This window comes from Acidiferrobacter sp. (assembly GCF_054609335.1).
The window spans coordinates 1-26,771 of record NZ_JBTRWP010000003.1 but is presented as its reverse complement, the minus strand read 5'-3'; the positions used below and the strand labels follow the sequence as shown (position 1 = coordinate 26,771).

The following is a 26,771-nucleotide window of genomic DNA, read 5'->3' as shown; positions in this document are numbered from 1 at the left end:
GGACCCGCTTTCCCGGCTTGCTGTCTCACGGATCCGGCCGGTATGGCGTCCCTGTATGATGCCGCGCGTGCAGGTGTCGTGCCCTTGTGATAGCGTCTTTGCGACCGCCACGCGGGCTGGCGTGGCGGCGGATCGACGAGGGCCCAAGGGCCGCAGAGGAGGAGGTATGCTGGATCGGGCAACAGCCGAGGACTTGGCGGCGCGCTGGATCGCCTCATGGAACAGTCGCGATTTGGAGCACATCTTGCGTTTGTATGCGGAGGATTTCGTGTTTTCCTCGCCTCTGATCGTGGCCATTGCCGGGGAGCCTTCCGGGATCTTGATCGGCAAGGATGCGGTCGGCGCCTACTGGAGAAAGGCCCTCGCGCGCCGGCCGGACCTCGCATTCCGACTCGAATCGGTGCGGTGGGGCATCCAGAGCATCGTCATCAACTATAGCCGTGACGACGGACACGGGGCCTCCGAGTGGTTCCAGCTCGGGCCAGGCGGCCTGATCGAAAGATCCAGCGCCCATTATGGTGTCTGAGCCATTGGCCGGCCGTGCGCCCTGTGGGCTGCTCGTGCTGGAAAGGGTCTGAAGGTGAGTGAAGGTCGTTTTAGGCAGTCAGGGTCAGGAAGATCTCGGGGAGCCTTTCGGGCAGGCGCTCGACCCGATCTATGATGCTAAACCGCTTGCCGAAGATTTTTTGTACATAGTCATCGGCGTGAGGGTCGAGGCTGATGCAATGGCAGAGGATGCCGTCACGCTCAAGCTCCAGGACCGCCTGTCGCGCATCGGCGATGAGAAAGTCCGGGTCGCTCACATCGATGTCCGCGGGCTGACCGTCGGTGAGTATGAGGAGCAGTCGCTTATCTTTTTTCTGCCCCGATAGGTAATGGCCGGCATGCCGCAGGGCGACCCCCATGCGGGTGGAGTAGGCCGCCTCCAGCGCCGCAAGCCGGGCGCGCGGTTCCTCTCGCCAGGCCTCGGAGAACCCTTTGATATGCCAGTAGCGAGCCTCGTGACGGGTATTGGAATGGAATCCGGCAATGGCGAAGGGGTCGCCTAGCCGGTCTATCGCCCAGGCGAGCAGAGCCACGGCCTCCTGCGCCAAAGAAAGAACGCTCTGCGGAGATCGGCTGCCCTGCACGGGGTCGCCGAGAGAGGCCGAAAGATCGAGCAACAGGCTCACGGCAAGGTCCCGGCGGACCTGACGGAAGCTCTGGTTTATGCGTGTGTCGGGATCCCTGCGGCAACGCTGATCGAGCCAGGACCGCACGGCCCAATCGAGGTCCAGCTCGGACCCGTCTTCCTGGCGGCGTAAGCGCTCGCGATCCTGGGGGGTCAGTTGAGCGAGGATATGTTCCAGGCGTTTCACTAGGCCCGCATGTTTGTGTAAGAGCTGTTCGATGTCCTCGGCGCGCCCGCGGGGATGGAGGTGTTCATAGAGGCTCACCCAGTCCGTGAGATAACTTTGCGTCACGTAATCCCATTCCGGATAGTGGTGGACCAGAGACACAGGCGCACTCGCCGGGGGGGCCGCGGCCATATCCTGCTCGGATTCGTCGTCAAGATCGTTGAAATGCCAGAGGTGGCGATTATCGTCGCGGTATGGCACTTCCGTGTCGATGAAATAGACGTGAGCGAAGGCATCGCTGGGCCGGCGGCTTGCGACGAGATATTCCTTGGCCAATTCCGCCATGCTCGCCGTGTCGCTCAGGTCCCGCGCGAGACACTCATGGAACAAGTCCGCGAATTTCCGGGTCACGGGGTCACGGTAGCCATGATCCGGATCCAGAATGGCACGCGAAAGCATGGTCATCCGGTGGCGGATGCAGGACTCGCGCGCAGGATTGCAGGCCTCCTCCTCCGGTCGCGGATGGAGCGCCAGCAGCGGTTTGCGCAGGCCCGGGAAGCGTCGCAGCACCAGGGTGTCGATGCGGGCATCCTCCAGGCATTCGATGCTCACGCGTTGGAAGGGACTGACGTTGTCGGCGGCCAAGGATTGCGTGAAGCGCCGATGGGCCGCGAGATGGGCCAGCGTCAGCCGGTATTGGTCCAGCCCGGAGACGCCGTCGCGATCGACGCGCAGGTCGGGGAGGTGGAGGCCATTGGCGTCGGCGTAGGGTTGGGGGCGACGTAGCGCGTCGAAGGCCTCGGAGTAGGAGATCAGCGCCACCGGATCATCCCATAGGGCGCGCAGATAGAAGTCCAATTGGCGCTCGTGCGCGCGCAGTAGGGTCCCCTGGCGCTGGCCCTGGAAGAGGGCGCGGCTATCGGCGGATTGCATCGCGAAATAATCCGCCTGCCGTTCGGGGTTTTTGGCATGTTGGCGCAGGCCCTGCCACGCCCATTCCCGCAGGCCCTGTAGATTGACTTGCTTAAGGAGTTGGGGTGCTATGCGAATCAATTCGGGCAAGGCCCGGCTTGGCAGGATCGCATGCCGGCGATGGATGGAGGTGCTGCTTTGCTGCGCGACTTCCATCAGGAGATCGAGGTAGGCGGCCAGGAGTTCGTGGCTACCGAGGGATGCGGCCGTGGCCGGAAGCGCCTGAAAGAAGGCACCGAGGACATCGCCATTGGGGGTGCGCTGAATGTTCCGCACCCAGGAGAGGACGATGTCGAGACTGCCTTGGCCGAGGCGTTGGCAAACGGCGGGCCAGCCCTCCAGAAAGGCCAGAACGGGTTCCGCGCCGCGCCCGAGTTTACAGAGCAGGCGCGCCGTGTCGATGTAGGCGGCGAGCGCGGCCTCGCCCAGCTGCTCGTGGGCAGCCGTGAGGCAATCGGCGAACATCGATTGTACGGGATCGAACGCGCAATCGAGCCGTCGCCGCCAGTCCTCCGTTCGGCCCTCTATGTCTGGCCGTTCCGAAGGCGCGCGCGGGGAATCAGGGGAACAGGGCATCTATGGCGTGTTCCAAAGTCGCGCGTATGTCGTCATCGTCGGTGAGGGGATCCACGAGCGCCATGCGGCAGGCCTGGCGCGCCCCCACGCCATCGGCCATGAGGGCGGCCGCGTATACCAGGAGGCGCGTCGATATGCCCTCATCCAAGCCATGCCCTTTCAGTCGGCGGGCGCTTTGCGCCATTTCTATGAGCCGTGGCGCAAGATCCGGGTCTATGCCGGTTTCGCGCACCAGAATCTCCGCCTCCAAGTCCGCGGACGGATAGTCGAAGCGAAAGGCCGTGAAGCGCTGTTTGGTGGATTGCTTGAGGTCCTTCATCACGGACTGATAACCGGGATTGTAGGAGATAACGAGCTGAAAGTCGGGATGCGCGTGCACGAGCTCGCCCTTCTTGTCCAAGGGGAGTTGGCGGCGATGATCGGTGAGTGGATGGATGACGACGGCGCTATCCTGTCGCGCCTCGACGATTTCATCGAGATAGCAGATGCCGCCGTGACGCGCGGCGAGCGTCAGCATCCCATCCTGCCAACGAGTGCCATCGGCATCGAGCAGCCAGCGTCCCACGAGGTCTGCGGCCGTCATGTCTTCGTTGCAGGCCACCGTGAGCAAGGGCTTGCCCAACTTCCACGCCATGTATTCGACGAACCGGGATTTGCCACAGCCTGTGGGCCCTTTGACCATGACCGGCAGTCGCCTTTTATAGGCCGCAAGGAAGAGCTCGATCTCGTCGCCCTGCGGGCGATAGTACGGTTCTTGGTGGACGCGATAATCGTGGAGTAGGTCGCTTTGAACCATGCTTGGGGCTCCTGTCCTGCCTGCCTTCAGGGGCGTTTAGGGGAAAGAGGGGGCCGGAGCCGCGAGCGTGCGGTCCGGCCCTTTACCGCCCTGCAAGGGGTTTGCAGGGGTGGTGTTCCCTTAGCGGTGCGCGGCGATCTTGTCGCGCCAGCCCGGATAGAGTTTGTCGGCATCGTTCGGGAAGGACTCGAAGGCGCCCGCGAATTCCTTGTGCTCCTTGGCCCATTCGATCGGATCGGCCTTGGCCTTCCAGCATTCGTAGGCCTGCCGCAGGGAAATGGCGCCGGCGGCCGGTGTATCGATGTGGCCGTACGATCCGCCTCCGGCGGTGTTGATGACGTTGCCGTGGCCCAGGTTCTCGAAGAAGCCCGGCAGGCGTAGGGCATTCATGCCGCCGGAAATGATCGGGGTGGTGGGCTTCATGCCATACCACTTCTGGTAGTAGACCGGCCCCTGGCACTCGTCGCGCTCGATCATGTAGGCGATATTGCGGTCGTCGTTTTCACCTTCCATCTTCCCGTAGCCCATGGTGCCGACGTGGATGCCCGAGGCTCCTTGCAGGCGGGAGATCTTGGCGAGCACGAGCGCCGTGTAGCCGCGATGAGCGGATGGTGAGGTGATCATGCCGTGGCCTGCGCGGTGGTAGTGCAGATACTGCGCGGGATACTGGCGACGCGCCGTGGTGATCATGCCCGGGCCGCCTACGAAGCCATCGACCAGGAAAGCGACTTTATCGGCATCGGAGCCGAAGGTCTCGAGGATGAAGTCGGCGCGCGCACACATCTCGTAATGGTCGTCCGCAGTGATATTGGCGGAGAAGATCTTGGCTTCGCCGGTCTTGTCCATAGCCTGTTTCATGGCGCGGGCCACAAGCGGGATCGTGGCCTTGAGTGGCGCGAAGACCTGGTTGCCCTGGGGCTCATCGTTCTTGATGAAGTCCCCGCCCAGCCAGAACTGGTAGGCAGCCTCGGCAAAAGGTTCGGGGCGCAGGCCGAGCTTAGGCTTAATGATGGTGCCGGCAATGTAGCCGCCGTTTTGGATGGGGCGGCCCAGGATGCGCCAGAGATCGGAAATGTCCCGGCTCGGACCGTCGAAGAGCTGAATCGCCCGCGGCGGGAAGTAGATGTCGACCATCTTGGCGTGCGCGATGTCGCCCATGCCTTGGTTGTTGCCGATGGCGAGCGTGAGGAAGGAGACGATCATCATGCGCCCATCGGTGATATTGCGATCGAAGAGGGCCATGGGATAGGCGATACGCATGTCGTGGCTGGCTTCGTCGATGTGATAGACCAAGGCATCGACGCCCTTCGTGAAATCGTCCGTGGTCGACACTTCGACGTTGGTGCCCGTCGAGGACTCGGCGGCGAAGTGCGCGGCGGCAGTGAGATAGCCGTGGCCGGTCTTCGGCTTCATCTTGTAGGCGACGAGGATGTGTTGGCCCCCGGCGATGAGGTCTTCTTCGCGCAGCGAAAGGTCGGCGTAACGGGCGGACTGGTCCATCATGGGCTTCCTGGTTGAGGATGAATGCACGGACTATACTCGCCCAATATAATCAATAAAAACGATTATCTGTCATAGATACGATAGGTAAATTATATTATCTTGTGGCTGAGTGAGGCGGAACGCGCCTCGTGGGTGAGAGGGGAGGGTATGAGAAACGTGACGTTGCGCCAATTAGAGATACTGCGGATGTTGGCGGCCACCAGCTCCTACACCAAGGCCGCCGCACGCTTGAACCTCACGCAGTCGGCGGTCTACCTGCAGGTGCGCAAGCTCGAGCAGGAAATCGGTCTGCCGGTCACGGAGCAGGTGGGGAAGAAGGTCTTCCTCACCGACGGCGGCGAGGAGGTTCTGCGCTATGGGCAACGTATAGGGGAGGAGCTCGAGGGGCTCGCCCGCTCTCTTGAGCATTTGCGGGGCGTGGACCAAGGGCAGCTGCGCATTGCTGTCACCTCCGCGGTCAATGCCTTTGCGGTGGAGATGCTCGCCCGTTTTCTGGATCAGCATCCCCAAGTGAATATCCGCCTCAATATCGCCAATCGCAAGGAGGTGCTGGCGAGCCTGGAACGCAATGACGTCGACATGGCTGTCATGGGGGAACCGCCGCAATCCCTGGATCTGGTGGCACTACCCTTTCATCGCAATGATCTCATCGTCATAGCCGCTGGCAACCACCCTTGGGTCAGGCGCTCGAACATCCCGCAAAGTGAGCTGGTGCGGGAAAGCTTCGTCTTGCGTGAACAGGGATCCGGTACGCGCGAGACTGTGTTGCGCTATTTTTCTGAAAAGGGCTTAAGCGTGCGGGAGGGGGTGGTCATGAACAGTAACGAGGCCATCAAGCAGGCGGTGAAGGTGGGTATGGGGGTTGCGGTGGTCGCGCGCCATAGCGTCTTGGTGAAAATCGAATCCGGTTATTTGCGGGAACTCTCGGTGGAAGGCTTCCCGCTGCGACGCGCCTGGCATCTCGTGCACCGCAAAGGCAAACGGCTGGCCCCGGCGCCGCTTGCCTTCAAGAACTTCCTGATCGAGCATGAGTACGCGAGAACGGCCGAAGAGCAAACCCAGATTTTGCCTTGAACGCCGCCGCTTGCGCCCGTGTCGAAAGCGATAGCGCAGGCCCGAGCCCGCCATCAAGTCTTGGCGGCCCTCGGCGCGGCCTTTGAGGCCGCAAGCCGTCTGACGACCGATGGCGACAATTGGGGCCGCCGCCACAATACTGTCTTTTGTTATCAGAGGAGGTGTCGAATGCGTATCGGATTCGTGGGGCTGGGAGCCATGGGGCGCGGCTTGGCGGGGCGTCTGGCCGGTGCGGGACACGCGGTGCGTGCCTGGAACCGCAGCGCGCAGTCGCGCGATCTGATCCCTGAGGGAGTCGTGGTGGTGCCGAAGCCCTTGGACCTCGCCGACAGCGAGGTGCTGATCTCCATGCTCGCGCACGATGGCGCGGTGCGTGCGGTGTTTCTGGCCGAAGGACTTCTCGCGGCTCTCGCGCCGGGCGCGATCCACATCAACATGGCCACGGTCTCGGTGGATCTTGCGCGCGATCTCGCCAAGCTTCATGAGGCGTGCGGCGCAACCTATGTCGCCAGTCCCGTTTTGGGGCGCCCCGATGCGGCGGCCGAGGGCCGCTTGCAGCTGCTGGTCGCGGGGCCGGCTGCGGCGATCACGCGGCTCGAGGAGCTATGGGCGGTGCTCGGCCAGCGGGTGTGGCGTTTTGGCGAGCGGCCGGAGAGCGCCAATGCCGTGAAGATCGCCACCAATCTGACGCTTGCCTGTGCGATCGAGGCCATGGGAGAGGCCGCGGGACTGGCCGGCGCCTACGGGGTGGAGGCGGGTCCCTACCTGGACATGCTCACCCAGACCTTGTTTTCGTCGCCTGCCTTCAAGCTGTATGGAGCGCTCATCGCCGAGGATCGATTCGAGCCACCCGGTTTTCGTTTGGCGCTCGGCCTGAAGGATGTGAATTTGGCGCTCGAGGCCGGCGCGGAGGCGGCTATGCCCTTGCCCTTCGGGACGGTATTGCGCGACCGCTTCCTGGATTGCGTGGCGCATGGCGAAGAGGGGCGCGACTGGTGCGCCCTAGTCATGGCCGGGCGTCGTCAGGCGGGTCGCGCTTGAGGGGTGTGGTGAGGCTCTGAACTTCCCCGCACCTCTTCGCGGCGCGCGGTGTGTGACGGCCGTCAGGGATCGGTGGGGGGCTGCTGGATCCGTTGAGGGAGTTCGACGATGTCGCCCAGTTCCATCACTTGATTGGCTGGCAGACGAAAAAAATCGATGGCGGTGGCCGAAGCTTTCAACATGACCGCAAAGAGTCTCTGGCGCCACAAGCTGAGCGAACCGCCTGCCTTGGGTAGGATGTGCTGGCGTGAAACAAAGTAGGTGGTGTCGGCCGGGTTCCAGTGAAAGGGCAGGTTAGCCGTCCCCAAGACCTCGGGGATGTCCGGTTGTTCCATGAAGCCGTAGCGGGCGGTAAGACCGTAGATGCCCTCACCATAGTCGCGGATCGTGGTGCGCTCGGCGCGCGGCACACGCGGTGTGGTCTCGAACTGGATCGTCAGGATGACGACGCGTTCGTGTAGGACTTTGTTGTGCTTGAGATTATGCAGGAGGGTGTGGGGGATGCCGCCGACGCGAACGGTGAGAAAGACCGCCGTTCCGGGTACTCGGTCGATGGGGCTCACCGCCATCATGCCGAGGAAGTCGGGTATCGACAGCGCTGAGGGCGCGAGCGCCTGTGAGAGCAGCTTGCGTCCGCGGCGCCATGTGGACATCAGGGTAAAGACCACGACGCCGATAGAGACCGGCACCCATCCACCATCTACGAATTTGGAGACATTGGCGCCGAAAAAGACCCCGTCCAGGAGGCCGAAGAAGCCGCAAAAGAGGCTGGCCTTCCAGATTGGCCACTGCCAGTTCTCGCGGGCCACGAAAAAGACCAGGATGGTCGTAAAGAGCATGGTGCCCGTCACCGCCGTGCCGTAGGCGAAGCTCAGGGCGTTCGAGGACTTGAAGGCCAGGATGATCAGGATGACGCTGATCATCAAGACCCAGTTCAGTCCGGGCAGATAGATCTGGCCCCGCTCGGCCGCCGAGGTGTGCCTTATCGTAAGTCGTGGCAGATAGCCGAGCATGGAGGCCTGGCGCGTAGCCGAATAGGCGCCGGTGATGATCGATTGCGAGGCGATGACGGTGGCAATCCCCGACACTACTACCATGGGGATCGTGGCCCAATGCGGAAACATCTCGAAAAAAGGATTCTTGGCGGCCGCGGGGTGGAGGATGAGCAGAGCCCCTTGGCCAAGATAATTGAAGGCGAGGGACGGCAGTACTACAAAATACCAAGCGAGGCGGATCGGGCGGGCCCCGAAGTGCCCCATGTCGGCATACAGGGCCTCGGCGCCCGTCACCGCCAATACCACCGCCCCGAGGATGGTGAAACCCCCGACGCCGTGATTCATCAGCATATGCAAGCCAAGCCACGGATCGAGGGCGCGTAGCACGGAGGGGCTCTGCACGACCCATCCGAGGCCTGATGCGAACAGGAGCAGGAACCAGGCGAGCATGGCTGGGCCGAAGAGGCGGCTTATGGTCCCGGTCCCGCGCCTTTGAATCCAGAAAAGACCGACGATGATACCGACCGATAGGGGGACCACGAAGGGCGTGAACCGCGTCGACGCGATCTCCATGCCTTGCAGCGCCGATAGGACCGAGATCGCGGGGGTCACGGCGCCGTCTCCATAGAAGAGCGCGGCCCCGAGGAGTCCTAGAGCAAATATGACCCAGCGGCCACGCGAGCCCTCGGGTGTGGCACGGGCGGCAAGTGCCGTGAGGACCATGATGCCACCCTCGCCGTGTTCATCCGCGCGCATGACGAACCAGGCGTATTTGACCGCCACGATCAGGATCAGCGCCCAGAGGATGAGCGACAAGATGGCAAGCAGGTGGGTGGGAGTCGTCGAGATCGAAAGCGCGCTCAGGCAGGCGCTCACGGTGTAGAGGGGGCTTGTGCCGATATCGCCGAATACGACACCGAGCGTGGCCATGGCAAGCCAGGGGAGCGCCGCTTTGCTGTCATCTTTCATGCGCAGATCGAACCCGAGGTAGAGACCCGCTGGGCGGGGCGTAGCCGCGCATGATAGCGAGTCGGGCGCGCATATCAAAGCCTGCCCGAAGAGCTAGGGCGGCCCACAGCGGTCTGTGCGCTGCGATTTTCAGGTCGCGTGGCCGCGCGCGTCCCATGTGGTGCCGCGCGCAAAAGGCCTTGGGCACGCTGGCCTGCGCGTAAAGGGGTGCGTCTTCGCCGTTCGCGTCCCCCGCCCCCGCAAAACCTCTTCGGGGTCTCCTCAAGGCCATGGGCCGTGTTGAACGGGCACGCGGGCCTCCCGGGGGAGTTCTTTGGGATCAACGGGCCGTTTGTGACCGCTCAAACCCAAACGGCAGTCTCATCGGGCCTCTGTGTCCGTATGCGTGGGAGATGACTCCTTCCGTGGGGAGCGGCCGAGCCGTTTTTCGGTCTCCAGGACTTGGCGCGTGACGGGCAGGACGGCGTCGGGGTTCAGGCTCATGGAGTCGATCCCGATCTCGACTAGGAAGTCGGCGATCTCGGGATAGTCAGATGGTGCCTGACCGCAGAGCCCCGAGTGGCGTCCGTTGCGACGACTGCCTTCGACGGCGAGCCGGATCATGGCTTTGACACCCGGGTCGCGCTCATCGTAGGAGGAGGCGACGATCGCGGAGTCGCGGTCGACGCCCAGAGTCAGCTGCGTTAGGTCGTTGCTGCCTATGGAGAATCCGTCGAAGTCGCGCGCGAAGGCGTCGATCGAAAGCACGTTATTGGGGATCTCGCACATGAGGTAGAGGGCGAGACCGTCCTCGCCACGTGTGAGTCCAAGTTCGGCAAGCCGCGTCACCACCTCTTTTCCCTCCTGCACGCGGCGACAGAAGGGGATCATGATGAGGACGTTCTTTAAGCCCATGTCCTCGCGCACCCGTCGCAAGGCGGCGCACTCGAGTGCGAACCCATCGGCGTAGCGCGGATGGACATAGCGCGCAGCCCCACGGAACCCGAGCATCGGATTGTCTTCGATCGGCTCGAAGGCGCGCCCTCCGATCAAGGCGGCGTATTCGTTGCTCTTGAAGTCCGAGAGGCGCACCACGACGGGCTTAGGGTAGAAGGCGGCGGCGATGGTTGCGATGCCCTCCGAGAGGCGCTCGACAAAGAAATGGGCGGGGCTCGCATAGCCGCGGGCACGGCGGCTGATCTCCCGCGTGGCCTCCGGGTCCTCGACCCGTTCCGGGTGCGCGATCGCCATGGGATGAATACCGATTGCCTCGTTGATGATGAATTCCATGCGCGCAAGTCCCACGCCATCATTGGGTAGGCGGCTTACTCTGAAGGCGGCGGCCGGGTTGCCGATATTGATCATGATATGGGTCGCCGGCCGCGCAAGCGCGCTTAGGTCCGTGCGCGCGACTTCGAAGGGCAGGGCACCCTGGTACACGCGCCCGGTTTCGCCTTGCGCGCACGACACGGTCACCTCCGCGCCGGTCGTCAGATGCTCGAAGCCGCTCTCCACGCCGACTACGGCCGGCACTCCGAGTTCGCGCGCGACGATGGCGGCATGGCATGTGCGTCCGCCGCGACGCGTGACGATAGCCGCCGCCCGCGCCATGATGGGTTCCCAGTCCGGGGTTGTGTCGTTGGCGACCAGCACCTCGCCGTCCTTGAAGTCGCGGATCCGTTCGCGATCGCTGATGGCGCGGACTCGGCCCACGCCAATGCGTGCGCCCACTGCGCGTCCAGTGGCCAACACGGTGCTCTCGCCCTTCAGGCTGTATTCCTCGAGGAGCATGCCCGAGGCGCGCGAGATCACAGTCTCGGGGCGCGCTTGGACGAGGTATAAGACACCGTCTTCTCCATCGAGCGCCCATTCCATATCCATGGGCTGTGCTCGCCCGGCCTTTTCGCTTGCATAGCGTTCGACGGCGACCGCGATATCGGCGAGCGCCAGCACCTTCTCATCCGTAAGGCAGAACCTGTTGCGGTCATCGCGCGCCACATCGACGGTCTCGGTCGTCGCGGCCGATCCCTCGGGGGCATAGACGGTCTTAATGGCCTTCGTGCCGAGCGTCCGGCGCAGCACGGTGCGCAGGCCCGCCGCGAGCGTTGGCTTGAAGACGTAAAACTCATCCGGGCCCACGACCCCCTGAACTACGGTCTCGCCAAGCCCATAGGACGCGGTGATGAACACGACATCCCGAAACCCCGATTCTGTATCGAGCGAGAACATGACGCCCGAGGCGGCGAGGTCGGAGCGCACCATTTTCATGACCCCGACCGAGAGGGCCGCGTCGGCGGGGCCGAGCCCCTGCGCGAGCCGGTAATGGATGGCGCGATCATTGAAGAGGCTCGCAAAGCAGCGTACGCAGGCATCGAGCAGGGCGTCTTCGCCGCGAATCGCGAGATAACTGTCGTGTTGTCCGGCGAAGCTCGCTGTCGGCAGATCCTCGGTGGTGGCCGAGGAGCGGACCGCAAGCGAGACTCCGTCCCCATATTGTTCTTTGAGACGCCCATAGGCACGCAGGATGGCGGCGCGTATATCCGGTGGCAGCGGTGTCTGAGTGAAGAGCGTGCGCGCCGCCTGTGCTCGTCGCGCGAGATCGGTGACGTCCTGGGGGTCGAGCCCGTCGAACAGGGCACGCAGGGCCAGCTCGCCGCCGGCTGCCGCGAGGTGGGCGCGGTAGCTCTGGGTCGTGACCGCGAAACCGTTGGGGACACGGACCCCGCGGGGCGTCAAGTGGCGGTAGAGTTCGCCGAGCGATGCGTTCTTGCCCCCGACAAGCACGACATCCCCGCCATCAATGTCGGCGAAGAACCGAATCCATTCCTTGCGGATCATGATCGACCGCCCTCCAGGGTCAAGGCCCTAAACCCCATGATAGTCGCTTTGTCGGTCGCCGAAAGCCCGGGGCGTAGTGCGCCGGAGAGCGGCGCGAGGTGCGGCGCGGACTGGGCCGCATGCCGTTTTGCGCTAGCGCTCAGGATGCTAGGCGCGGCTGGGGCCCCGGCCATATCGATGCGCGTCCGGGGTCGTGCGAGGGTGATGAAAGGACCGGGAAGCCTTTGTCGCCGCTCATTGACAAGGGGGTCCCGGAGGCATATAGCAGGCTCGGATGCAGTGCGTTTTTCCCTCGAATGAGGATGGAGGCGCGTATGCGTATCGAAAGGACTGACCCGATCACAGGTCACACCATCGTGGACACCGAAGGACATCCTTTTGTTATGGAAGGGATGGGCCCCAATGCGCTCAAGATCTATTTCGATGACGAGGTGAGCCGAAAGGCCTATCTCGACATCATGACCGAGCATCCGGGGTCGGATTTTACGGTGAATCTCGACAATCCAAGCCCCATGGGCGGGGAAGGTCGCACGCACTAAGCGGCGTGGATCAGGTGTTTTCCTAAGGCGCGGCCCTTGGGTGCCGGTAGGGGCCGCGTGAGGGGCATGGCTGTATCCGGCCCTCTGGCCCGCCGTCAGGCGAGAGGTGGTCCATCTACTGCGCGATGAAAGTGCGTCCCGCCACACCGAGGGCAGGGGGGGATGCGCGCGACCGCGGAGAAGTGCAGGCGTTCGTTGCATTTGTCGCACGCCAGGGTGCCAAGGCCCACCATTTCACCGGTGTGGTATTCGCTTACCTCGGCCTGTAGTCGCATCTCATGCACCGCGAGCAGCGTCTGATCGGCGGCGTCTGAGAAAATATTCCAGAAGGCCTGTTCGATCAGAGCAACATCGAATCCCAGCCAATCATGGAGATCACGCCCGGTCTCGTGGCGGTAGCGCGCCGAGTCGGCAAGATCGCGTCGCACGTAGCGTTCGAGCTCGGCCACTTCGCGGCCCTTTTGATCGATGTCATGTTGGGGGTCGTCGTGACCGTGACCGCCAAGCCAATGAAAGAGACTGCTGCCGCCCTGACGGGCCTTGCGCAGGGCGCCCTCCAGGAGCTCGCGATAGGCCTCGCCCATGGTCTCGAGGTCTTTATCGGATGAGGGGTGCGTTTTCATGACGTGCCTCCCGACGGGATAGTGGCGATGACGATACCCTTTTTCGGGTTCTTAAGATGATTGTGGTCTGTGGGTCGCAAGAAGGCAATACGCGAGCGACACCGAGTCCTGTCAAGGTCTCGGAGGGGCGTGCGCCAACAAGTCCCCAGGCGGGACACTTCTCTCGGCGCGCCGGCAGCCATAGTTGAGGCAGCTGAGGATCCGCGGGGCGTTGGTGAGTTACCGTCTCAAGGGTCGTGTCGCGGGGGCGGGGTCGAGAACTGCGTCACCTGCGGGACCGCTTGGGTCCAAGCCCTTAATCTGGTAAAATTGCGCCAAACTCCAATGATTGCACATTTCCTGTCGTCGGTCCGTGTATGGGTCACGACCAGGAACGATGTGCGCCGTCACCCCGTCTTGTTGGGGCCGTATCGTTGACGCAATCGCCTATGGCCGCGCCAGGCCTGCCACGCGGCGACCGGCGCCCTTCGCCGCAACCTTGCAAAACGGCCGTTGAGTGATCGGCCATCGAAATATTCGAGGAACCATGCTACCGAATCCAGACAACGTCGGCCATCAGACCATGCGCCCTTTGCGCATCCCTCTCATTTGCTTAGATGGCGATGATGTGGCAGCCAAGAGGGCCGAGATCCGGTATGTATTCCACGAGACCTTCTCGCTCTATGAGCGGCTCTTCGAGCATCTGGCAACCCCCGAGGCTTGGTATGAGCAGGCCATTACGCTACGCCATCCGCTGATCTTTTATTTTGGGCACACGGCGACGTTTTATGTGAATAAGTTCCAGGTCGCGGGGCTTATCACCGAGCGCCTAAATCCCACACTCGAGGCGGTCTTTGCCGTGGGAGTCGATGAGATGTCCTGGGACGATCTTGATTTGCACGAGGTCGCATGGCCTTCGGTGAGTGAGGTTCGTGCCTATCGCGCGCAGGTGCGCGCACTCGTGGACGAAACGATAAACACCTTGCCGCTGACTTTACCCATCGGCATGGATTCGCCCTGGTGGGTCATCCTGATGGGCATAGAACACGAGAACATCCATCTTGAGACGAGCTCCGTCCTGATCCGTCAGCTGCCTTTATCCCGGGTGCGTCCGGTGGCGGAGTTTGCGCCTTGGGCCGACGCCGCGGAGGCGCCCACCAATGCGCTCATCCCGGCGCCCGGCGGGCTTGTGGTGGCGGGCAAGGAGCGGCGGCATCCCTTATATGGCTGGGATAATGAATACGGGCGTCACGAAGCCATGCTGCGTGGTTTTGCGGCGAGTCGGTATCTCGTGAGTAACGGGGAGTTCCGGGCCTTCGTGGAGGCCGGGGGCTATACGCAATCGCAATGGTGGTCGGAGGAGGGTGGGCGCTGGCAGGAGTTTGCATGTGCGCGGCATCCGACATTCTGGGTCGAGGGCTTTGAGGGCTGGAAACTACGGCTTCTCGCTTGTGAGCGGCCCATGCCATGGAACTGGCCTGTGGAGGTGAATTGCCACGAGGCGCAGGCCTTCTGCGCATGGAAGTCGGCGCAGACCGGCTGTTCCTTGCGGTTGCCGAGCGAGGATGAGTGGCGCAGGCTTCGGGACATGAGTGGCCTTTCGGAGGGCGATCAATGGACCGATGTCCCGGCGAATACGGGGCTCGCCCATGGCGCCTCGCCCTGTGCTGTCGATCGTTTTCGGCACGGGGCGTTCTACGATGTGGTCGGTAACGTCTGGCAGTGGACTGTGACGCCCATCTATCCCTACGAGGGCTTTGCTACCCACCCCCATTACGACGACTTCTCGGTGCCCACCTTCGACCAACAGCACAATCTCATGAAGGGAGGGTCTTTCATGAGTCTCGGTGACGAAACCCAGGTGGAAGCGCGCTACGCGTTTCGTCGTCACTTTTTTCAACATGCGGGCTTCCGTTATGTGGAATCCCCCAATGCGCTGCCGGAGGTGCCCGTGTACGAGACGGACGAGGCGGTCTCCCAATACCTCGAATTCCATTATGGGGCCCAGCATTTTGGGGTGGCGAACTTCCCGGCGGCGGTGGCGGCGGTGGCAGTCGCCGCCATGCGGGGGCGTCCCATGCGGCGGGCCTTGGATCTCGGCTGCGCTGTCGGGCGTACGAGCTTCGAGCTCGCGCGGGCCTTTGAGAGCGTCACGGGGCTCGATTTCTCGATCCGCTTCATTCAAGTGGGGACGCGGCTGCGCGCCGCCGGGCAATACACCTACACGCTTCCTGTGGAAGGGGAGATCAAGAGCCATCATGCCGTACAGTTCGAGGAGCTCGGGCTTGCCGAGCGCGCGCAGGTCGTGGAGTTTTTTCAAGCCGACGCCTGCAATCTGAAGCCCCATTTTCGGGGCTATGATCTCGTCGTCGCGGCCAACCTGATCGATAGGCTTTATCAGCCCCGGCGCTTCCTCGAGGATATTGGCGCACGCATCAACCCGGGCGGCCTGCTCGTGCTCACATCCCCTTACACATGGCTTATGGAGCACACGCCGCGTGATGAATGGCTTGGAGGCTTCAAGAAACACGGCGAGACATGGACTACCTTTGACGCCCTCCAGGAGATTCTTCGGCGTGAATTTCGGCTCCTCCCGGACTGCCCCCTCGATCTTCCGTTCGTGATCCGCGAAACCGCGCGCAAGTTTCAGCACTCGGTTGCGCAAGTGACCCTATGGGAGCGGCTATAGAGGGCCAGTCGAGAGAGTTCCGCGGTGATCCGTAATCGGCGCATGGGGCCGGGGGCCCGACCCCGTGGTCCTCTGCCAGAGACTATTGCGGCTTGCCGGTGGCGTGGGCCGTGGTTGACGCTCGGACTGGATGGCCCCCCGTGTTGGTGTCACAAATAGACCCAGGGTGCCTGGGCGACACCGGCCCTCAAGTCATTTCCGCCAACCACGCCACCGTATCGGGGTAACCCTCCAGTGTTTGTTTCAAAGGAGCGCTCTGGGCATTGGGACGGGCCCGGCCCTGTTCCCAATTTTTCGCCGTGCGGACGTTAGTGTGCGGGGTGTGCGCAAACATGGCGCGCGCCCAGACGCTATATACCGACTCTGGGCTGACGCTTAGAGCCGCAACACCTGGGCTATATTCCCCTCTCGCGAGGCTGGTGGCAAGGCTCTGGCAGACCGCGACTTTGCTTCATTAGTTGCGCAAGCCCTAAGCTGTGTGTCCACACCGAGGTTTGGCCGAACAGAGCGACGCCTCAGGATAACGCCTCCACGCGTCTGGACCAGGCCATGGCATGACCAAAGGTAGCCAACGGCACATCCGTGAATTCCTCAAGAATGCAGACCCAGGTATCTATAGCGATATCCGCTATAGATACCTCACCACAAAGAAAGTCGCGTTCCATAAGCCGCTTATCCACAATCTCCATGCACCGTAAAATTCTATTTCTGCTTCTATCTAGACAGTGCTAAGTTCTCGCTGTGATTTTAGCTTTTTCTTTGGCGATCCTGAGATTGGATAATTCCGTCGCCAAATCAATCCAGTGGTCCGCCAGTAGCTTCATCTTCTCGTAATTCTTGATCTGCTTTCGCACTTCAGGCAAATCTTCTTTTTTGACGAACTTACTGCTGCTCTTTCCCTTGCGCGTGTAGCTCACCTGGTAGTAGGGACCGTGTTTTTTAGGCGGGTCTGCCTTGCAGCTGCATCCCGGTTTGCCACATACGTTGTACTGTTTTGACAGACTGCCTGGGCGCATATCTCCCAGCGCCACCAACGCCTTCTTGGTTTTCTCTATCTGTTTCTCCAGTGTCGTTTCGCGGTTCGTGGCCATGATGAAATGGATCCCTGTTTGCGTCGCTGAAGTATAGCATGTTGCGTCCGGTAGCCGGAGAATGCTATCGGACATTGCGAGAAACTGTGTGGAGAATCTATGCTCTGGAATTATTGGCTGACAGCCGTGCTCGAACTGCGTCCAGCGTGTTCCCGTACCCGCACATTCTTCTGGATGCCACTGACTCTGGCAGGTCTGTGCTGCCGCGCGGACAATGCCGGCGTTACTAGCTTCGTGCGAGCGCTCGATTTCTCCGGCAAGGCTTATCACCGCTTCCTGCATTTCTTCCACAGCGCAGGACTCAATCTCGAAACACTGACGGCTTGCTGGCTACGCCTATGCTTGAGGCTATTTCGTCCATTCGAGGTGAACTCGCGCCTGGTCTTCCTCGCCGACGGGATAAAAGCACCCAAGGAGGGTCGCAAGATGCCGGGCGTGAAGCTGCTGCATCAACAATGGGCCGGTAACACTAAGCCTACCTACATCATGGGGCACTCGATGCAGGCCATTTCCATGCTGGTGCAGTGCGCAGCCGGACAGGTGGCTGCCGTGCCGCTGGTGTCGCGGATCCATGAGGGATTGGTGTTCTCCAACCGCGATGCCGGTACGCTCCTCGATAAACTGGTGGCGCTCCTGTTGACATTGGTCGGGATGTGCCAGCGGCAGGTTCTGCTCATCGCTGACGCCTACTACGCGAGCGCAAAAATCATCCTGCCCTTGCTGGCCGGTGGCCACCAACTCCTGGCACGGGCCAAGGGCTGCGTGGTGGCCTATTGGCCGGCACCCGCGCCTGTCAGTCGCGGCAAGGGAAGGCCAAAACTCTATGGTCACAAGGTGCGACTTAAGGACGCGGCCAAAGAGGAACATGCCTTCATCGAGGCGCCCAGTCCTGTCTACGGCGAGAACCATGTGCAGGTGCGGTACCGCGTCAGGAATTTGATCTGGCGCCCCGTGGGACACCTCGTGCGATTTGTGATCGTCCACCACCCTCATCGTGGCACGATATTTCTACTCTGCACCGACCTCACACTCGAACCCATGGAGATCCTGCAACTTTACGGATTCCGTTTCAAAATTGAGATCGGATTCAAACAGGCTGTCCACGTCTTGGGGCTCATGCCTATCATTTCTGGATCGCCGACATGAAGCCGATTCGACGTGGCAGTGGCGATCAGTATCTGCACCGGACATCGGATGGCTACCGCGCCGAGATACGACGTAAGCTCAACGCTTATCACGTCCAAGGGCCACTCGGGGTAATCGCTCAGGGATTGCTGCAGCACCTTGCCATCAACCACACGGCTGCAGTCTGGCACGGCTTTCGCAGCTGGTTACGCACCATGAACGAGGCCATGCCGCCATCCGAACTGGTCGTCGCCTACACCCTGCGCAGCGGACTGCCGGCATTTTTCGCGGTTGCCGCTAAATTCCCTGGCCTCGAGAAAATAATCGAGACATATCGTCGTCGCGATGCGCCGCAGGAGAAATACAAATTGGCAGCATAGGAAAAGTTGGCACTGTCTAGCACTTAAGGATCCGGAGATTTTGTCCAAGGGTAGGGCCGAACCTAGAGCGCACGCAAGTCATCGGACGTGGATAGATAGCGCTCTGGGGTGGCGAGCGTTGCTAAACTTTGCATCAAGTATCGGAGAGGTGGCATGAGACATGACTCAACACTAAGTGTCATTTAGTGTAACTTAGTGTTTAATTGCCAGCACGAGTAGGCCCGGTAGCTTGCCAAATAATACGTACCTATTGACGTACGTACGTATTAGCGTACCATACAGAGCAAAGTTTTCTTGAGATAACTTATGACCGCCATTACCGCTAGTGAAGCGCGCGCCAACCTGTACCAACTCATTGATGAGACCGCCTCTTCTCATCAACCTATACTTATTTCAGGCAAGAGGAATAAGGCGGTTCTGATTTCGGACGAGGATTGGACCGCAATTCAGGAAACGCTGTTCCTTTTGTCTGTCCCAGGGATGCGTGAATCAATCCGGGAAGGTGTTGGTGCGTCTGTCGACGAATGTGCTCAGGACCTGGATTGGTGAGTTGGCGACTGATCTACACGAAACAGGCGCAGAAGGACGCAAAAAAACTGGCGTCCTCTGGGCTGAAGCCTAAGGCACAAGCACTCCTGACGGTACTTTCTGAGGATCCCTACCGCAAACCGCCGCCTTACGAAAAGCTTGTTGGCGATCTTGCGGGCACGTATTCGCGCCGGATCAATATTCAGCACCGTTTGGTCTATCAAGTACTAGATAAGGAACGAATCGTTAAAGTGTTGCGATTGTGGACTCACTACGAATAAACAAGCATCAAAAATGGCTCGCCTCTGAGGCTCTTACATTAAAACAAAGGGACCGGCGCTACGCACCAACCACCGTTGATCACGATGACCAGAATACGCACGAGCATCTAATTCGGTCTTTGGCTGGAAGACAATAATATGGCTATATCCGGATCTCCCCACCACTAAAACCCTCAGATTCCCTAGCTTCATAGTGGTTTCCTCTGCCCTCACAACGTACGTAAATCGGAAGGAATGTGCGCAGGGATATCAAGGTCTCCGATGGTCAGGAAGATCAGGTCAGCGAAGGGCTCCAAACCGCGGAATCCCGAGGCGCGGTTCTTCACGATCTTGAGTAGACGGTTGATGCCTTCGCCCACGGCATTGGTGAGCGGGCGTCCCATGAAGGAGAGGATGTTATCGAAATGGTTACGCACGGTGGTCACAAACCTCTTGAGAGAGGGTAAGCGGCTTCTTAAGGCGGCCGTCATCCAGCGCTTCAAGAACTGTTTGGCCGCACCGGGGTATGTGAAGTGCCAGACGCGCTCGAACTCATCCTTCAAGACCCGGCCATGCGGCCGGCAATGCCAGGCGCGATGGATGCGGCGGTTGGAGGTGCGTGGCGCGTTTAAGAAGCGCGACTGTTTCTTGGAGCGATTGCGTGCATGCATCCCGAGCATCCACCGCAGCCCCTTGATGGCCTGACGCCCCCGTTTATCCAGTCCCCGCCACTCGTCTTTCCGGACGGCATCAAGCGCCTCGTTCAAGGCCTTCACCACGTGAAAGCGGTCGATCACGAGGGTAGCATTCGGGCAGTGCTCCTTAATGGCCCCGGTATAGGCGCGGCCCCTGTCGCAATTCGCCCAGCGAATGCGCTGCTTCTGGCCATCCGATACCTCCCCATTGAAGAACCGGTCGATGGTCTCGCGGCCCAAACCCCGCCCCACCCACACGACGTGCGAACGGTCCAGGTCAGAGAGTATCGTAGCGTATTTCCTACCCTTACAGTAGGCGATCTCGTCGGCACCGAGGGTCACCAAGCCCCGGATCTTATGCCCATACGCACGCGGGTGATGACCCGGTGCAGACAGTTAGAGAGCGTCGACGGGGCCATCTTCAGTATGGCGGCCGCTGCCTTTTGCGTCATGATCTGGCAGAGCGCACAGATCCGAAACTCCAGGCGATAGGTGATGCGGGCATAAGGGGCCGCCCATGGGATTTTCTCCTGCACGAGCCCATGGGTCGGACAGACGATCTCTTTAGGCGCGTACCAGAACAGAGTCTTGCGGCCCAAGATCGCTACGTCCTCCCAGGAACGGGCCTCCTGGGCCTGGCGCACGATGGGGCAGCGGCGCTCACACACCGGGCAGCGGCAGCCGTTTTTGAAGGGCTTGACCCAGAGATGGAGTTCCGTATCGCGTTGTTGGAATGGGTGCGGTGATTTCCCGATCGTTCAGGCGGTGTATTTTCGTAAGCCACGTCAGGCGGCTCTGGGCCTCCTCTTTTGGTTGTCGATGAGTCGTCAACAACTTAAGAGGAGACCCCGTGTTTACCCTCCATTGCAAGCCCTTGTACACCCCGACAGACATCACCCTACCTAACGCCTATCCCACCCTGGCCCGTTTACGCCGCCACACCCATCAGCCCTACCTGATTATCAAGCCGATACCGTGGGGAACGTCGGATAGAGCCCCACATTGAGAATTGCTGGAGCGGTGTCCTCCAGATTGACGCCGACGTGCGGTTGACGCATTACCGTCTGCAGCGCCTCGCTGAACAATCGCTCGACCTCGAAGGCGGGGAGGCCACGCCTCTCCAGCCGGTGAGCGAAGCCGGGACCGGTACGGCGCACACGGACGAACAGCGCAAGCTCGCTGAAATCGTCGAGAAGATGAACGACCTCTTCTCCGGGGATTTGAGCGAGGCCGACATGGTGGGTTACGTCACCACCATTAAGGGCAAGCTCCTGGAAAACGAGACGCTGGCCGCCCAAGCCGCCACCAATACCGAGGAGCAGTTCGCGCTCGGCGATTTCAAGAATATCTTCACCGATATCGTACTCGACGGCCAGGAAGGGCATAACCGCATCGCCGACCAGATTCTCAAGGACGACAGGACCTTCGCTGCCATGCAGGGCATGCTGGCGCGTCTCGTGTATGCGGCGTTTCGGGAGGCGGGGGCTCGGGGCGAAGGGTAATAAGGGGCATTGCTGGGCTAGGAGTCCGGGTTACCCGGTTCACGTCCGGCTTTGCGCGCCCAAGGGGGCGCGTTATACTTTTTCGCGTGGCGAGGGCGAGATGGGCGAGATGAGACCGTGAAGCTCCCAGGCGGAGAGCGGGCTATTGTTGGAGAGGACAAGCTCGTCGGGTATTGCCTGAGTCCTGAGCACCCGGAGGGCCGGCACAAGGCGCGCGTTTTCCAGTCCGTGCTTGGTCTAGGACCGGCACAGGCCGACATCTTGAAGAAGGCCCTTCGCAAAGCCGCGGCAGAGGAGTCGGCAGAGCGAGCGGGAACCACCCCGTAGGGTGATTTGTACGTCGTGGATTTCATCATGCAGGTTGGGGGCAGAACGGCGCCTGTGCGGTCGGTGTGGATAATCCGCGGAGGGGAAGAAGTACCGCGTCTGGTTAGTTGTTACGTGCGTAAGGTGGCATTGCGAGGTGGATATGAAAACGCTTGATGTCGTCGCTTTGGTCAAGGATTATCCCGAGGAAAGCTTGCGGCGCGGGCAGGTCGGTACCGTTGTGGATGCCCCGTCCCCGGGCGTCTATTTGGTGGAATTCGCGGACGTCGAGGGAGAGCCCTATGCCTTCCTCGCGGCACCCGAGGCCGATTGGCTGGTGCTCCACCATCGTCCGGCGCTCAGGGTCGCGTAACCTGGCCCGGATCCGCACGCCTGGACGCGCTTACGAAGGCCCTGAGGGCCGCGCCACCGCATCCGGGTAGTTCTCCATCATGCGAATCAAGAGAACGACTTTGGCCTTGCGCCGCGCCCGGCCTTGTGCCCAATTTTCCAGGGTGCGGATGTTGTGGCGCGCAGGGTACGCGCGAACACGGCGCGGGAGAGGTTGAGGTGCTCGTGCAGGGCAAAAATCTCCTCGGTCGTGACCGTGGGTGTGGGTTTCCTGTCCACATCATGGCGGGTCAGGGGGGTTCCCCACCCGCTCATCAGCAAGTGCCGCAAAGCCTTCGCAGATTTCCACAAATCCTGCTACTGGTGGGTTTTGGGCAAGAATAACGTGGGGGAGCATCCGGCGTCCATGCAGGGAGTCAACAGCAGCTACACAGACGGTGCCGAGGCGTGTGTACACTGCGGCGGATACCAGGCATCACGAGCGGCCGCTCTCTGTTGCGCCTGGAGGAAGTCCCGCATGTCGTTCGTTATGCAGGCACCGTGCGTCGGGATGGATGCCGTGGCTTGCCTTGGCTCTGTTGGTTGAGGAGACTTTCGGCCGGGATATGGAATTGCCCGCTCAAGGCCTGAATCATGCGCAGGGTCAACGGGCGCCTGCGGGCCAGAACCTCGTAGACCCGATTCTTGCGTCCTATCGCTGGCACTAGGTCGTCTACAGTCAGGCCCTGCTGCTCCATGCGGAATTGGATAGCCTCCACGGCATCAGGTAAATCCAGCGGAAAGTGCTTGTGCTCATACGCCTCCACCAAGGTCACCAGCACATCGAGACGGTCGCCCGCTTCCGATTCCAGTTCCGCCGTCATGAGGGTTTCGATTTCGCGCAATGCTTCGCGATAGTCGGCGTCAGTCTTGATGGGGTGAATGTCCATGATATCCTCTCAAATAGTCTGCGCGTCGATGTCGTCGTACTGTCGGTGTGTGCCCAGGAAACGGATGTAGAGAACCCTGTGCGCATAGTTTATCCAGGCGACCAGACGGTATTTGTTGCCAGCGATATTGAAGACGACTTGGGCCTCGGTCAAGCCCCGCCCTTTGTGCGGCCCCCCTCCGGCAAGACGCTATGGTTCGAGTAGGACATTCATGTCTGGCTGGAGGAGCGGCGGGTCAAGGTCTTGCCGTCGCAAACGAGTCCGACCGACTTCAGTCGCGAGTGGTAGTAGTATCCACCTCATAGACAAGCGGCTTACCACCGAAGACGTGGCTGAGATGCTGGCGACGACTTTGGCCGCAATTCGTCGGCGGCTTAGACGCTGTAGCGGCTCCCCGCCCCCACCTGTACGCCCGAGTGGCTCCAGGTTGTTGTATTGGCGCCAGTCCCATGTGGGGCGTGGCTCGCGGCGCTGCCTGTATTGCCCCTGGCGAAAACCTCGCCGCCGCTCGCCGGGTAAGCTTGTGACGCTCAATATTGCCGGTTCTGGCTGAAAGGAGTACATAGCCATTCGCCCGGCGAAAACGGATTAGGGACGGCGGGCGTCACCGAGCAAAACGCGCTTTAGTCTGCCGCGCGCAACTTCGATTCCCCTTCTCGGACTTGTCTGGCGCTAAGAAGAGGCCGGCCTGGGTATGCTGGGTATGGGTGGCGGTGAATTGCGCGCCGATTACCAGCTAGCTGCTAGATTGAGGTCCTGGTTAAGCGGGTGAGGAGGGCTTATGTTGGCATCCGAACTGGAGGGCATCGCGCGCACGCTCTCCGCCAAAGAGCGGGCGCGGCTTGTCGAAGTGTTTCTGGAGTCGCTTCAGGACACGTCGGCGGCCGAGGTGGCAGCCGCCTGGAACCGCGAGATAGAGGCGCGTCTTAAGGCCTATGAGCACGGTGAACTCGAGAGTGTGAGCGCCGAAGCGGTTTTTGCGGAAGTGCGCCTCCTCGGCCAGTGAAATCGGCGCGGTTTTTGGCGCCCTCGCGCGCCGAGTTCGCGGCCGAAGTCGCCTATTACAATACGCGTCGCGCGCATTAAGGATAACGGGTCGTCGCTCGGCGTGCCACGATAAAGTGGTACTTTTCGCGAGGACGAGCGAAGGCGCGGACTTTCGGGTTCGCGCGAAGCACGAATCACCGTCACTGCCTTTGGCGGTAATCGGTTTCCGCGATCCCGTCATCGCCAGAGGACCATACCATGCACAAACAACTGACGGCTATCATCGAGCGTGAAGCGCAGGGGTATGTCTCGCTCTGCCCCGAACTCGATATCGCAAGCCAAGGCGATACCATACAAGCCAAGGCGATACCATAGAAGAGGCGCGCACGAACCTTCAGGAGGCGCTTGAGCTCTTTTTCGAGACGGCCTCGCCTGAGGAAATCAAGCAGCGTCTGCACGAGGAGGTCTATGTCACGCGGGTAGACGTGGCCGTTGGGTAAGCTGCGCGTTCTGTCCGGGAAGGAGGTCTGTGCCATCTTGGCTCGGCACGGGTTTGTGGAGGCGCGTCAGCGTGGCAGCCATATCATTATGCAGCAGAAACTTCCGAACACCACAGTGACGGTGCCCGAACCGAATCACCAGGAACCGCGTACGGGAACCTTGCAGTCTATTATTCGCCAATCCGGTGTGTCGCGTGGCGAATTTGAGTCTTGAAGGGAGTGCGGCTCTTTAGTCGGTAGAAAACTCGGCGTGGGGAATACGGTGGGGGACCACGAACAGTGTTGGTTCAATGGATGAGTTCTGGCCGGAACCTTAGTAGCCCGCCTCTTTCTGGTGACGAAAAGCCAGAACGTACACCCTGCCTTGGGCGGGATCATGGCGGTACAGGGCCACATAGCCGGAGTCTCCGAAGGCTATTACCATCTCGCGCAGTTCAGGCATATCCGGGAGTGGCCGACCCACGTCAGGGGCCGTTTCCAGTAGTTGAAATTGTTGCGCAATCGCCTGGCCGGCCCGCCTGGCGGCTTCAGGGGCCTTGGTGGCCAAGAACTTCCGGCATCGCTCCAAGCCTTCCGTCGCACCCTCGGTGATGATTACTCGTGGCACCCAGGAACGCCTTTCTCGTCACCGGTGCCCCAAGTATCCAGCCAGGCGCGAATGTCTTCGCCAGTCAGATGCCGCCCGGTTTCCTGATAAGCTGCCCATGATGCCAGGGCTTCCTGTTTGAAGCTTTCTCGCGCCTCTTCACGCTCGACGTACTGCTGGATCGCCTCAAGCATGACCCAGTGCGGCGAGCGACGACGCTGGCTAGCGAGCCGATGGATACGATTTTTTAGTATGTCGCTGATCTTGAGAGATGTCGCCATAAGAAGCCCCTATTACCGGGTAATACCCAGTGATATTGTGGCATTGTCGGGTCTTCGAGTCTAACCCCCTCATCCCCGCTCGCGCGGGGCATACGTCCGTGAGCACATGGGGCACTACACCGACCTCCTCTCATCTCTGTTTGCGTGGGGCATACATCAAACAGTGCAGCGCTTCAGGTCAAGCCGGACAAAATGCCTAACCCGCGTATAGTGGCCAGGAAGCGGCGGGCCAAGGGATGTCGCGCCCATCGGTCGAGTCGGAATTGCTCGATGGCCGCACCGCGCTTTCGGGGCGTGATCTCCCGCCGGTAGCGTTCCAGGACCTCGGACAAGGTCGTAGCCTCGGCTTCAGCGCGCGAGACGAACACCCCGCGGTCCTTCTCCCTCTCGATCTGGCGCACCCATGCCCCGGCCCCGGCCTTGGTGTCGAATGTTTTATAGAGAGGCTCGTGCCCCCGCCGGATGATCTGCGCCTGCTAGGCGTTTTTGCCAGGTCAACCGGGCCGCTTGCGGAACGTCACCATAACGTCTTTCCATTTGCCATACGCGTTATGGCGGGATGACCGCATATTCGGGGTTGTGATCGGTAGGAGTGATCGTAACTGCTTGATTTTAATGGTGGGCGATAGTGGGATCGAACCACTGACCCCTGCCGTGTGAATGCGCTAAGCTCTTGAGCGCCCGCAACAAAATCCCACAAAAACAATGAATTACCAGTCCGATAATTCCGTCCCTGAGGCGGTTTTTCGAGTGGAAGTGCGCCCAAAGTGCGCCCAAAGCGGTCGCGGCGGGCGCCCGCGGGCGGGAGCCACATCCGTGTGAATTTCACCCGGGGCCTAAGAACACCACAGCCAAAACCGTGGTGAACCAGTATGCCGAAAACAACGCTCGACGCCAAACAGCTGGCGGCGGTGCTGCACATGAAGCCCTACACGATTACGGACTACACAATCAGGCATCCGGAGCGGCTACCACCCTTCATAAAACTCCCCACAGGCAAACCTCTGTGGTTCGAGGAGGACGTGCAGGCGTGGCTGGAAGAGCGGCGCATCAAGGTCCTGCCGCCACAACAGAGTCCCACCGACTTCAGTCGCAAGTGGTGGTAGCGCGCCCCGGCAAGGCTGATTGTGTTTGCAGACAAAGCCCACGGCGCGATACATTGCCGCACGCGAACCGCTGCGTATGTCCCCGACGTTATATGCTATAATTGTAACCTATTTGTTATAGGCAGGAGGGGCCATGTTGGCATCCGAACTCGAGAGGGTCGCGCGTACGCTGTCCGCCGAAGAGCGGGCGCGACTCGCTGAGGTACTCCTGGAGTCTCTTCAGGAGACGCCGGC

The 26,771-nt window shown here is 61.0% G+C and carries 27 protein-coding genes and 4 pseudogenes; 16 read left to right on the top strand and 15 right to left on the bottom strand.

What is annotated here, in order from left to right:
- Positions 1-166: 166 nt before the first annotated feature.
- Positions 167-526 (top strand): YybH family protein, encoded by a 360-nt coding sequence (locus ACYCTF_RS01270; protein WP_461282285.1) that lies wholly within the window; start codon positions 167-169, stop codon positions 524-526.
- A gap of 70 nt (positions 527-596) precedes the next feature.
- Here ACYCTF_RS01270 and ACYCTF_RS01265 read toward each other — a convergent pair whose 3' ends face one another.
- The 3 genes from ACYCTF_RS01265 to ACYCTF_RS01255 all read right to left on the bottom strand — a co-directional run bounded on the left by ACYCTF_RS01265 (position 597) and on the right by ACYCTF_RS01255 (position 5,181).
- Entirely contained in the window at positions 597-2,774 is a 2,178-nt protein-coding gene (locus ACYCTF_RS01265) for a nitric oxide reductase activation protein NorD (protein WP_461284420.1), read from the bottom strand.
- 94 nt (positions 2,775-2,868) lie between these two features.
- Positions 2,869-3,681 carry a CbbQ/NirQ/NorQ domain-containing protein gene (locus ACYCTF_RS01260; RefSeq protein WP_461282283.1) on the bottom strand — a complete coding sequence of 271 codons (813 nt, stop codon included), beginning with the start codon at positions 3,679-3,681 and terminating at the stop codon, positions 2,869-2,871.
- 120 nt (positions 3,682-3,801) lie between these two features.
- Entirely contained in the window at positions 3,802-5,181 is a 1,380-nt protein-coding gene (locus tag ACYCTF_RS01255) for a ribulose-bisphosphate carboxylase (protein WP_461282335.1), read from the bottom strand.
- A gap of 150 nt (positions 5,182-5,331) precedes the next feature.
- Between ACYCTF_RS01255 and ACYCTF_RS01250 the strand changes: the two genes are divergently transcribed.
- Positions 5,332-6,258: a LysR family transcriptional regulator gene (locus ACYCTF_RS01250; RefSeq protein ID WP_461282282.1), complete on the top strand. Its 927-nt coding sequence runs from the start codon at positions 5,332-5,334 to the stop codon at positions 6,256-6,258.
- A 99-nt stretch (positions 6,259-6,357) separates the two neighbouring features.
- Positions 6,358-7,299, top strand: a complete 942-nt coding sequence (locus tag ACYCTF_RS01245) for an NAD(P)-dependent oxidoreductase (RefSeq protein ID WP_461282334.1) — start codon at positions 6,358-6,360, stop codon at positions 7,297-7,299.
- Between the two features lie 62 nt (positions 7,300-7,361).
- Here the strand turns inward: ACYCTF_RS01245 and ACYCTF_RS01240 are convergent, their stop codons facing one another.
- Positions 7,362-9,263, bottom strand: a complete 1,902-nt coding sequence (locus tag ACYCTF_RS01240) for a potassium transporter Kup (RefSeq protein ID WP_461282281.1) — start codon at positions 9,261-9,263, stop codon at positions 7,362-7,364.
- Between the two features lie 360 nt (positions 9,264-9,623).
- Positions 9,624-12,080 (bottom strand): phosphoenolpyruvate synthase, encoded by a 2,457-nt coding sequence (gene ppsA, locus ACYCTF_RS01235; RefSeq protein WP_461282280.1) that lies wholly within the window; start codon positions 12,078-12,080, stop codon positions 9,624-9,626.
- 314 nt (positions 12,081-12,394) lie between these two features.
- On the opposite strand from ppsA, the gene ACYCTF_RS01230 reads away from it, so the two are divergent.
- A complete protein-coding gene (locus ACYCTF_RS01230; protein ID WP_461282279.1) occupies positions 12,395-12,619 on the top strand; it encodes a hypothetical protein in 225 nt (74 codons plus the stop codon).
- A 95-nt stretch (positions 12,620-12,714) separates the two neighbouring features.
- Here the strand turns inward: ACYCTF_RS01230 and ACYCTF_RS01225 are convergent, their stop codons facing one another.
- Positions 12,715-13,242: a zinc ribbon-containing protein gene (locus tag ACYCTF_RS01225; protein WP_461282278.1), complete on the bottom strand. Its 528-nt coding sequence runs from the start codon at positions 13,240-13,242 to the stop codon at positions 12,715-12,717.
- A gap of 562 nt (positions 13,243-13,804) precedes the next feature.
- Here ACYCTF_RS01225 and ovoA point away from each other — a divergent pair.
- A complete protein-coding gene (ovoA, locus tag ACYCTF_RS01220; RefSeq protein WP_461282333.1) occupies positions 13,805-15,910 on the top strand; it encodes a 5-histidylcysteine sulfoxide synthase in 2,106 nt (701 codons plus the stop codon).
- A gap of 515 nt (positions 15,911-16,425) precedes the next feature.
- Here the strand turns inward: ovoA and ACYCTF_RS01215 are convergent.
- Together ACYCTF_RS01215 and ACYCTF_RS01210 are read right to left on the bottom strand one after the other, a co-directional pair.
- Positions 16,426-16,617, bottom strand: a pseudogene (locus tag ACYCTF_RS01215) (glutathione binding-like protein); the annotation flags it as partial.
- 21 nt (positions 16,618-16,638) lie between these two features.
- Entirely contained in the window at positions 16,639-17,001 is a 363-nt protein-coding gene (locus tag ACYCTF_RS01210) for a DUF6788 family protein (protein WP_461282277.1), read from the bottom strand.
- A 99-nt stretch (positions 17,002-17,100) separates the two neighbouring features.
- On the opposite strand from ACYCTF_RS01210, the gene ACYCTF_RS01205 reads away from it, so the two are divergent.
- The 4 genes from ACYCTF_RS01205 to ACYCTF_RS01190 all read left to right on the top strand — a co-directional run bounded on the left by ACYCTF_RS01205 (position 17,101) and on the right by ACYCTF_RS01190 (position 19,315).
- Positions 17,101-18,147 carry a transposase gene (locus tag ACYCTF_RS01205; RefSeq protein WP_461284419.1) on the top strand — a complete coding sequence of 349 codons (1,047 nt, stop codon included), beginning with the start codon at positions 17,101-17,103 and terminating at the stop codon, positions 18,145-18,147.
- Entirely contained in the window at positions 18,144-18,506 is a 363-nt protein-coding gene (locus ACYCTF_RS01200) for a hypothetical protein (RefSeq protein WP_461282275.1), read from the top strand. The genes ACYCTF_RS01205 and ACYCTF_RS01200 overlap by 4 nt, the downstream gene beginning before the upstream one ends.
- A 306-nt stretch (positions 18,507-18,812) precedes the next feature.
- Positions 18,813-19,055, top strand: a complete 243-nt coding sequence (locus ACYCTF_RS01195; protein ID WP_461282274.1) for a type II toxin-antitoxin system Phd/YefM family antitoxin — start codon at positions 18,813-18,815, stop codon at positions 19,053-19,055.
- Positions 19,031-19,315, top strand: a complete 285-nt coding sequence (locus ACYCTF_RS01190) for a Txe/YoeB family addiction module toxin (RefSeq protein WP_461282273.1) — start codon at positions 19,031-19,033, stop codon at positions 19,313-19,315. Before ACYCTF_RS01195 ends, ACYCTF_RS01190 begins: the two co-directional genes overlap by 25 nt.
- A gap of 209 nt (positions 19,316-19,524) precedes the next feature.
- Here the strand turns inward: ACYCTF_RS01190 and ACYCTF_RS01185 are convergent, their stop codons facing one another.
- The gene (locus ACYCTF_RS01185; RefSeq protein ID WP_461282332.1) at positions 19,525-20,331 is read right to left on the bottom strand and encodes an ISL3 family transposase; all 807 of its coding nucleotides are present in this window, start codon (positions 20,329-20,331) and stop codon (positions 19,525-19,527) included.
- Positions 20,328-20,633: a helix-turn-helix domain-containing protein gene (locus ACYCTF_RS01180; protein WP_461282272.1), complete on the bottom strand. Its 306-nt coding sequence runs from the start codon at positions 20,631-20,633 to the stop codon at positions 20,328-20,330. Before ACYCTF_RS01180 ends, ACYCTF_RS01185 begins: the two co-directional genes overlap by 4 nt.
- A gap of 405 nt (positions 20,634-21,038) precedes the next feature.
- Between ACYCTF_RS01180 and ACYCTF_RS01175 the strand changes: the two genes are divergently transcribed.
- From ACYCTF_RS01175 to ACYCTF_RS01165, 3 genes and pseudogenes are all read left to right on the top strand, one after another.
- Complete coding sequence (locus ACYCTF_RS01175) at positions 21,039-21,491, top strand: hypothetical protein (RefSeq protein ID WP_461282271.1); 453 nt, start codon at positions 21,039-21,041, stop codon at positions 21,489-21,491.
- A gap of 117 nt (positions 21,492-21,608) precedes the next feature.
- Positions 21,609-21,974, top strand: a pseudogene (locus tag ACYCTF_RS01170) (DUF6883 domain-containing protein).
- A complete protein-coding gene (locus tag ACYCTF_RS01165; RefSeq protein ID WP_461282270.1) occupies positions 21,961-22,170 on the top strand; it encodes a DUF4926 domain-containing protein in 210 nt (69 codons plus the stop codon). The pseudogene ACYCTF_RS01170 and the gene ACYCTF_RS01165 overlap by 14 nt, the downstream one beginning before the upstream one ends.
- 505 nt (positions 22,171-22,675) lie before the next feature.
- Here ACYCTF_RS01165 and ACYCTF_RS01160 read toward each other — a convergent pair.
- Together ACYCTF_RS01160 and ACYCTF_RS01155 are read right to left on the bottom strand one after the other, a co-directional pair.
- Positions 22,676-23,077, bottom strand: a complete 402-nt coding sequence (locus tag ACYCTF_RS01160) for a helix-turn-helix domain-containing protein (protein WP_461282269.1) — start codon at positions 23,075-23,077, stop codon at positions 22,676-22,678.
- Positions 23,078-23,086: 9 nt separating this feature from the next.
- Positions 23,087-23,230: pseudogene (locus ACYCTF_RS01155) on the bottom strand (type II toxin-antitoxin system HigB family toxin); the annotation flags it as partial.
- Between the two features lie 628 nt (positions 23,231-23,858).
- On the opposite strand from ACYCTF_RS01155, the gene ACYCTF_RS01150 reads away from it, so the two are divergent.
- The 3 genes and pseudogenes from ACYCTF_RS01150 (at position 23,859) to ACYCTF_RS01140 (ending at position 24,778) form a co-directional block, all read left to right on the top strand.
- Positions 23,859-24,083 (top strand): addiction module protein, encoded by a 225-nt coding sequence (locus ACYCTF_RS01150; protein ID WP_461282268.1) that lies wholly within the window; start codon positions 23,859-23,861, stop codon positions 24,081-24,083.
- A 239-nt stretch (positions 24,084-24,322) separates the two neighbouring features.
- Positions 24,323-24,564: pseudogene (locus ACYCTF_RS01145) on the top strand (type II toxin-antitoxin system HicB family antitoxin).
- On the top strand, positions 24,557-24,778 hold the full coding sequence (locus tag ACYCTF_RS01140) for a type II toxin-antitoxin system HicA family toxin (protein ID WP_461282267.1): 222 nt from the start codon (positions 24,557-24,559) through the stop codon (positions 24,776-24,778). Before ACYCTF_RS01145 ends, ACYCTF_RS01140 begins: the two are co-directional and overlap by 8 nt.
- A 99-nt stretch (positions 24,779-24,877) precedes the next feature.
- On the opposite strand, the gene ACYCTF_RS01135 is transcribed toward ACYCTF_RS01140, so the two are convergent.
- The 3 genes from ACYCTF_RS01135 to ACYCTF_RS01125 all read right to left on the bottom strand — a co-directional run bounded on the left by ACYCTF_RS01135 (position 24,878) and on the right by ACYCTF_RS01125 (position 25,832).
- Complete coding sequence (locus ACYCTF_RS01135; protein WP_461282266.1) at positions 24,878-25,171, bottom strand: type II toxin-antitoxin system RelE/ParE family toxin; 294 nt, start codon at positions 25,169-25,171, stop codon at positions 24,878-24,880.
- Entirely contained in the window at positions 25,159-25,431 is a 273-nt protein-coding gene (locus ACYCTF_RS01130; RefSeq protein WP_461282265.1) for a CopG family ribbon-helix-helix protein, read from the bottom strand. The genes ACYCTF_RS01135 and ACYCTF_RS01130 overlap by 13 nt, the downstream gene beginning before the upstream one ends.
- Before the next feature lie 173 nt (positions 25,432-25,604).
- Entirely contained in the window at positions 25,605-25,832 is a 228-nt protein-coding gene (locus ACYCTF_RS01125; protein ID WP_461282264.1) for a hypothetical protein, read from the bottom strand.
- Between the two features lie 471 nt (positions 25,833-26,303).
- Between ACYCTF_RS01125 and ACYCTF_RS01120 the strand changes: the two genes are divergently transcribed.
- On the top strand, positions 26,304-26,537 hold the full coding sequence (locus ACYCTF_RS01120; protein WP_114282480.1) for a helix-turn-helix transcriptional regulator: 234 nt from the start codon (positions 26,304-26,306) through the stop codon (positions 26,535-26,537).
- Positions 26,538-26,771 lie beyond the last annotated feature (234 nt).

Coding starts and splice junctions, on each gene's coding strand:
- ACYCTF_RS01270 (WP_461282285.1), top strand. CDS start 167: ATGCTGGATCGGGCAACAGCCGAGGACTTGGCGGCGCGCTGGATCGCC.
- ACYCTF_RS01265 (WP_461284420.1), bottom strand. CDS start 2,774: ATGTTCGCCGATTGCCTCACGGCTGCCCACGAGCAGCTGGGCGAGGCC.
- ACYCTF_RS01260 (WP_461282283.1), bottom strand. CDS start 3,681: ATGGTTCAAAGCGACCTACTCCACGATTATCGCGTCCACCAAGAACCG.
- ACYCTF_RS01255 (WP_461282335.1), bottom strand. CDS start 5,181: ATGGACCAGTCCGCCCGTTACGCCGACCTTTCGCTGCGCGAAGAAGAC.
- ACYCTF_RS01250 (WP_461282282.1), top strand. CDS start 5,332: ATGAGAAACGTGACGTTGCGCCAATTAGAGATACTGCGGATGTTGGCG.
- ACYCTF_RS01240 (WP_461282281.1), bottom strand. CDS start 9,263: ATGAAAGATGACAGCAAAGCGGCGCTCCCCTGGCTTGCCATGGCCACG.
- ppsA (WP_461282280.1), bottom strand. CDS start 12,080: ATGATCCGCAAGGAATGGATTCGGTTCTTCGCCGACATTGATGGCGGG.
- ACYCTF_RS01230 (WP_461282279.1), top strand. CDS start 12,395: ATGCGTATCGAAAGGACTGACCCGATCACAGGTCACACCATCGTGGAC.
- ACYCTF_RS01225 (WP_461282278.1), bottom strand. CDS start 13,242: ATGAAAACGCACCCCTCATCCGATAAAGACCTCGAGACCATGGGCGAG.
- ovoA (WP_461282333.1), top strand. CDS start 13,805: ATGCGCCCTTTGCGCATCCCTCTCATTTGCTTAGATGGCGATGATGTG.
- ACYCTF_RS01210 (WP_461282277.1), bottom strand. CDS start 17,001: ATGGCCACGAACCGCGAAACGACACTGGAGAAACAGATAGAGAAAACC.
- ACYCTF_RS01205 (WP_461284419.1), top strand. CDS start 17,101: ATGCTCTGGAATTATTGGCTGACAGCCGTGCTCGAACTGCGTCCAGCG.
- ACYCTF_RS01200 (WP_461282275.1), top strand. CDS start 18,144: ATGAAGCCGATTCGACGTGGCAGTGGCGATCAGTATCTGCACCGGACA.
- ACYCTF_RS01195 (WP_461282274.1), top strand. CDS start 18,813: ATGACCGCCATTACCGCTAGTGAAGCGCGCGCCAACCTGTACCAACTC.
- ACYCTF_RS01190 (WP_461282273.1), top strand. CDS start 19,031: ATGTGCTCAGGACCTGGATTGGTGAGTTGGCGACTGATCTACACGAAA.
- ACYCTF_RS01165 (WP_461282270.1), top strand. CDS start 21,961: ATGAAAACGCTTGATGTCGTCGCTTTGGTCAAGGATTATCCCGAGGAA.
- ACYCTF_RS01160 (WP_461282269.1), bottom strand. CDS start 23,077: ATGGACATTCACCCCATCAAGACTGACGCCGACTATCGCGAAGCATTG.
- ACYCTF_RS01150 (WP_461282268.1), top strand. CDS start 23,859: ATGTTGGCATCCGAACTGGAGGGCATCGCGCGCACGCTCTCCGCCAAA.
- ACYCTF_RS01130 (WP_461282265.1), bottom strand. CDS start 25,431: ATGGCGACATCTCTCAAGATCAGCGACATACTAAAAAATCGTATCCAT.
- ACYCTF_RS01120 (WP_114282480.1), top strand. CDS start 26,304: ATGCCGAAAACAACGCTCGACGCCAAACAGCTGGCGGCGGTGCTGCAC.